This is a genomic window from Saccharopolyspora sp., assembly GCF_017434145.1.
Lineage (GTDB): Bacteria > Actinomycetota > Actinomycetes > Mycobacteriales > Pseudonocardiaceae > Saccharopolyspora_C > Saccharopolyspora_C galaxeae.
In genome coordinates, this window is sequence record NZ_JAFRFW010001011.1 from 1 (window position 1) to 4,414 (window position 4,414).

The 4,414-nt window shown below is 69.8% G+C and carries 5 protein-coding genes; 2 read left to right on the top strand and 3 right to left on the bottom strand.

What is annotated here, in order from left to right; translation table 11 throughout:
- The 3 genes from IJH84_RS27580 to IJH84_RS27590 form a co-directional block, all read right to left on the bottom strand.
- On the bottom strand, window positions 1-276 hold a 276-nt coding region (locus IJH84_RS27580; protein ID WP_295150790.1), incomplete at its 3' end, for an alkaline phosphatase family protein.
- 369 nt (window positions 277-645) lie between these two features.
- Window positions 646-1,788, bottom strand: coding sequence for an acyl-CoA dehydrogenase family protein (locus tag IJH84_RS27585; RefSeq protein ID WP_200073186.1), 1,143 nt, complete (start codon window positions 1,786-1,788; stop codon window positions 646-648).
- Window position 1,789: 1 nt separating this feature from the next.
- Window positions 1,790-2,947, bottom strand: coding sequence for a CaiB/BaiF CoA-transferase family protein (locus IJH84_RS27590; protein WP_295150793.1), 1,158 nt, complete (start codon window positions 2,945-2,947; stop codon window positions 1,790-1,792).
- A gap of 235 nt (window positions 2,948-3,182) precedes the next feature.
- Here IJH84_RS27590 and IJH84_RS27595 point away from each other — a divergent pair, with 235 nt between their 5' ends.
- Both IJH84_RS27595 and IJH84_RS27600 read left to right on the top strand, forming a co-directional pair.
- Window positions 3,183-3,914 carry a MerR family transcriptional regulator gene (locus IJH84_RS27595; RefSeq protein WP_200073188.1) on the top strand — a complete coding sequence of 244 codons (732 nt, stop codon included), beginning with the start codon at window positions 3,183-3,185 and terminating at the stop codon, window positions 3,912-3,914.
- Between the two features lie 312 nt (window positions 3,915-4,226).
- Window positions 4,227-4,414, top strand: a 188-nt coding sequence (locus tag IJH84_RS27600) for an AMP-binding protein (protein WP_295150795.1), incomplete at its 3' end; no start/stop codon positions are given.

The window sequence follows — 4,414 nt, forward strand, 5'->3', positions numbered from 1 at the left end:
CAGCCCGGTTCCGAGCGAAGTGATGCTGGTGGCGGTGGTCGTCGGGAAACCGGCCTTGATCGGCTCGCGCACCGCCAGCGAAGCGAGGAACGGCGCGTCCGCGGCGTGTTCCCGCAGCAGCTCCCAGCCGAGGCCGTCGACCAGCAGCACCGCCGCGGCGCGGCACCGCGGAATCCCCAGCGAGTCGGTGAAACCCGCGGTGCCCAGCGCGGCCAGCACCGACGGCAGCACCTCGGAGAGCGCGCCGTCCTTGCCGGGGGTGACCATCCAATCCATGCCGCACCTTCCGTGCCCACCGGGCCCGAGCCGCCGTCTTCGACGACAAGCATGACCCGCCGCGCAAGGGTCGCGAGCGGAATCTTCCGAGTGCGGTACCCCGGCATCCGATCTTGCCGGGACGAAGGATCGCCGTACTTCGATCGCAGGTCCGTGCGGTGCCGTTCTCTTGTCGTTGTCTTGTCAGCGGCGGAGCCGCTGAGCAGTAACCACCTGAGCAACCGGACCACCGGCGGGTTCTCAGCGGTCTTCTCGCGAGGACAGCGATTCCGCCGCGTATGGGCATACGTCAGAAATCGATCCCACAGCGAGAAGGCCGGTGAGGTTCCGCTACCCGGGCACCTACGCAAAACAAGTTCAAAAAGTTTCTCAGATGTCCAGGGAGCGGCCGACGATCTCCTTCATGATCTCGGTGGTCCCGCCGTAGATCGTCTGCACCCGCGAGTCCAGGAACGCCTTCGCGATCGGGTACTCCATCATGTAGCCGTAGCCGCCGTAGAGCTGCAGGCAGCGGTCCACGACCCGCTTGTTCAGCTCGGTCAGCCACCACTTGGCCATCGCGGCGTGCTCGACGCTGAGCTCACCGGTCAGGTGCAGCTGCACGCAGCGGTCCGCGAAAACCCGCCCGATCTGCACCTCGGTCGCCATCTCCGCGAGCTCGAACCGGGTGTTCTGGAACTTGCCGATGGGACGGCCGAACGCGGTGCGCTCGCGGCAGTACTGCTTGGTGTCCTCGAGGGTCCGCTCCGCGGCGGCGACCGCGGCCACCGCGATGGACAGCCGCTCCTGCGGCAGGTTCTGCATCAGGTAGATGAAGCCCTGCCCCTGCTCGCCGAGCAGGTTCGCCGCGGGCACCCGCACGTCGTTGAAGAACAGTTCGGCGGTGTCCTGCGACTTCTGCCCGATCTTCTCCAGGTTGCGGCCGCGCTCGAAGCCCGCCATGCCGCGCTCGACCACGAGCAGGCTCACGCCCTGCGCGCCGGCGTCCGGGTCGGTCTTGGCGGCCACGATCACCAGGTCGGCGTTGATGCCGTTGGAGATGAACGTCTTCGAGCCGTTGAGCACGTACTCGTCGCCGTCGCGGATCGCGGTGGTGCGGATGTTCTGCAGGTCGCTGCCGGTTCCGGGTTCGGTCATCGCGATCGCGGTGATGATCTCGCCGCTGCAGAAGCCGGGCAGCCAGCGCCGCTTCTGCTCCTCGGTGGCCAACCGGGTGAGGTACGGGATGTTGATGTCGTTGTGCACCGGCACGCCGAAGCCGCTGATGCCCGCGTTGACCAGTTCCTCGTCGAACACGACGTTGAACCGGAAGTCGTCGACTCCGCCGCCGCCGTGCTCCTCGTCCACGGCCATGCCGAGCAGGCCCTGCTTGCCCGCGGCCAGCCAGGCGTCGCGGCTGACCACGCCCGCCGCCTCCCACTCCTCCTGGTGCGGCAGCAGCTCCTTGGCGATGAAGGCCCTGGCGGTCTCGCGGAACGCCTCGTGCTCGGCCTCGAACAGTTCCCTGCGCATGTCACGCTTCCTTTCCGTGGATCGCGCCGGAGGACAGCAGATCGTCCGCCCCGCGGACCTGCCAGTCCGCCAGCACCGCGGCGTCCGGCGACGGCACCGGGCGCGGCGGCGGGGTCGGGGTGCTGGAGAACCGCGGCGCCGGGGCCGGTTGCAGCACGCCGTCCGGGCGCACCAGCGTTCCGCGGGCGTTGAGGTGCGGGTGGTCGGCCGCTTCGGTCATCGAAAGCACCGGAGAGACGCAGGCATCCGAACCGTCGAAAACCTCGGTCCACGCGGCGCGGGTGCGCTGCGCGAAGACCTCGGCGAGCTTGTTGCGCAGTTCCGGCCAGTTCGCCGGATCGTCGCGGTCCGGGACCTGCCCGGTGAGCCCGAGGCGTTCCAGCAGTTCCGCGTAGAACTGCGGTTCCAGCGCACCGACGGCCATGTGCTCGCCGTCGGAAGTTTCGTAGACGTCGTAGTACGGGGCACCGGTGTCGAGCAGGTTCGTGCCGCGCTCGGTGTTCCAGGCACCCGCGTTGGCCATCCCGAACAGCATCGAGCCGAGATGCGCCGCGCCGTCCACGATCGCCGCGTCGACCACTTGGCCCCGCCCGCCTGCACGCGCCTGCAACACCCCAGCCAGCACACCGACCGCGAGGTAGAGCGAACCGCCGCCGAAGTCGCCGAGCAGGTTCGCGGGCACCTGCGGCGGCCCGCCCTTGCGGCCGATCGCGTGCAACATGCCGGTCAGCGCGATGTAGCCGACGTCGTGCCCGGCGTTCGAGGCCAGCGGCCCGTCCTGGCCCCAGCCGGTCATCCGGCCGTAGACCAGCCGCGGATTGACCTCCCAGCACTGCTCCGGACCGACGCCGAGGCGTTCGGCCACGCCGGGGCGGAAGCCTTCGATCAGCACGTCGGCCTGCTCCGCCAGCGCGAGCACCGATGCCGGACCGCGCTCGTGCTTGAGGTCCACCGAGATCGCGCGTTTGCCGCGGTCGAGCAGGTCGTGCTCGCCGGGTCCGCCGCCGGGGCGCCCGACGCGCACCACGTCCGCGCCCAGGTCCGCCAGCAGCATCGCGCAGAACGGTGCCGGGCCGATGCCCGCCAGCTCGACCACGCGCACGCCCGCCAAGGGGCCGTTCTGTCCCGCCCGCGGTCCGCCGTGTCCCTCTGCCGTCACGCCTGCACCTCCGCCCGCGGCGACGTCGCCGCGCAAGCCCGTCTTCGACACCGTTGTCCGACCTCGCCGCTGTCCGGCCACGCGGATCGACGGTTGCCGGTACCTGTCCGGGAACCCGCTGGGGCGCCTGCGGTTCCGCTGCCCGGCACCCGCCGAGTCCGACGACAGAACATTTACGACGCAGTTAGTGTTACATCGTTGGTGTCACAGAGGTCAAGGAGTAAGGTGTCCCACTATGCTCCGAACAGCGGACGAAGAGCTGACCATCGACGAACTGGCCGCCCGCGCCGGAGTCACCGTGCGCACCGTCCGCTTCTACTCGTCGCGCGGACTGATCCCACCACCGCGCCTGCGCGGGCGTCTCGGACTCTACGGCGCCGATCACCTCGCCCGGCTGGACCTGATCCGCGAGCTGCAGACGCTCGGGTTCACCCTCTCCGCGATCGAACGGCACCTGGAAGGCATCCCGGACGACGCCACGCCGGAGGACCTCGCGCTGCAGCGGGCGCTGCTGGCGCCGTGGACCAGTGATCAGACCGAGGACCTCTCCCGCAACGAGCTGAACCAGCGCGCCGGGCGGCACCTCGACGACGATCTCGTCGAGCAGCTGATCTCGCTGGGCGTGCTGGAGCGGACCGGCGACGGGCTCGACCACGTGCGGCTGCCGAACACCGCGATGCTCGGGGTCGGGCTGCAGATCCTCGACCTCGGCCTGCCGCTGGAGATGCTGCTGCGGGCCAAGGACATCGTGGACCGGCACACCACGCAGATCGCCGTCGAACTGCGCGAGCTGTTCGCCGCGAACGTGCTGCGCCCGTACGTCGAGCGGGGCAGGCCGGAGCAGGAGCGCGAGCGGGTGCGGGAGGCCACCGACCAGCTGCGGCCGCTGACCATCCAAGTCCTGGTCAACGGTTTCCAGAACGCGGTCAACAACGTGATCCGCGAGCACGTTCGGGAACCCGAATAAAACGGACTTACCGCCCGTTTTCCGCGGGCTGTGGGAAAACCGCTCCCCGTCGACGAGACCTTCCACCGCATCCGCCGCGACCACGGCGCGGCGGATCAGGCGCTCGCCGATTCAACCTGAATGCGGGAACGTTTCGTCCTGGCAGCGGAAGAACCCACGGAACGCCGACACGCACGAGCACGAGAACCGCTGATCCGCGCACCGGGCGGCACTCGTCCGGCTCCTGGTCAAAACGGCCACCGGCGCGGTTCGATCGGCTGGGTCACGCGCGTCGCGACCGTGGCCACCTCGCAAGTGGGGAGGAGCCACCGCATGGACGCATTCGCGGAGTCCGCGGCGCCGCTGACCGTTCCGCGGCTGTTCGGGCGCAACGCCGCCGAACATCCCGACCGGCCCGCGCTTACCGCAGGCGACCGCACCTGGACCTGGGGCGAAGCCGAGCGCGAGGTGCGTTCGCTGGCCGCCGGGTTCGCCGCGCTCGGCCTGCGGCCGGGGCAGAC

What these genes read in the sequence shown, in the direction of transcription:
- IJH84_RS27585 (WP_200073186.1), bottom strand. Translation starts at nt 1,788, where the DNA reads ATGCGCAGGGAACTGTTCGAGGCCGAGCACGAGGCGTTCCGCGAGACC.
- IJH84_RS27595 (WP_200073188.1), top strand. Translation starts at nt 3,183, where the DNA reads ATGCTCCGAACAGCGGACGAAGAGCTGACCATCGACGAACTGGCCGCC.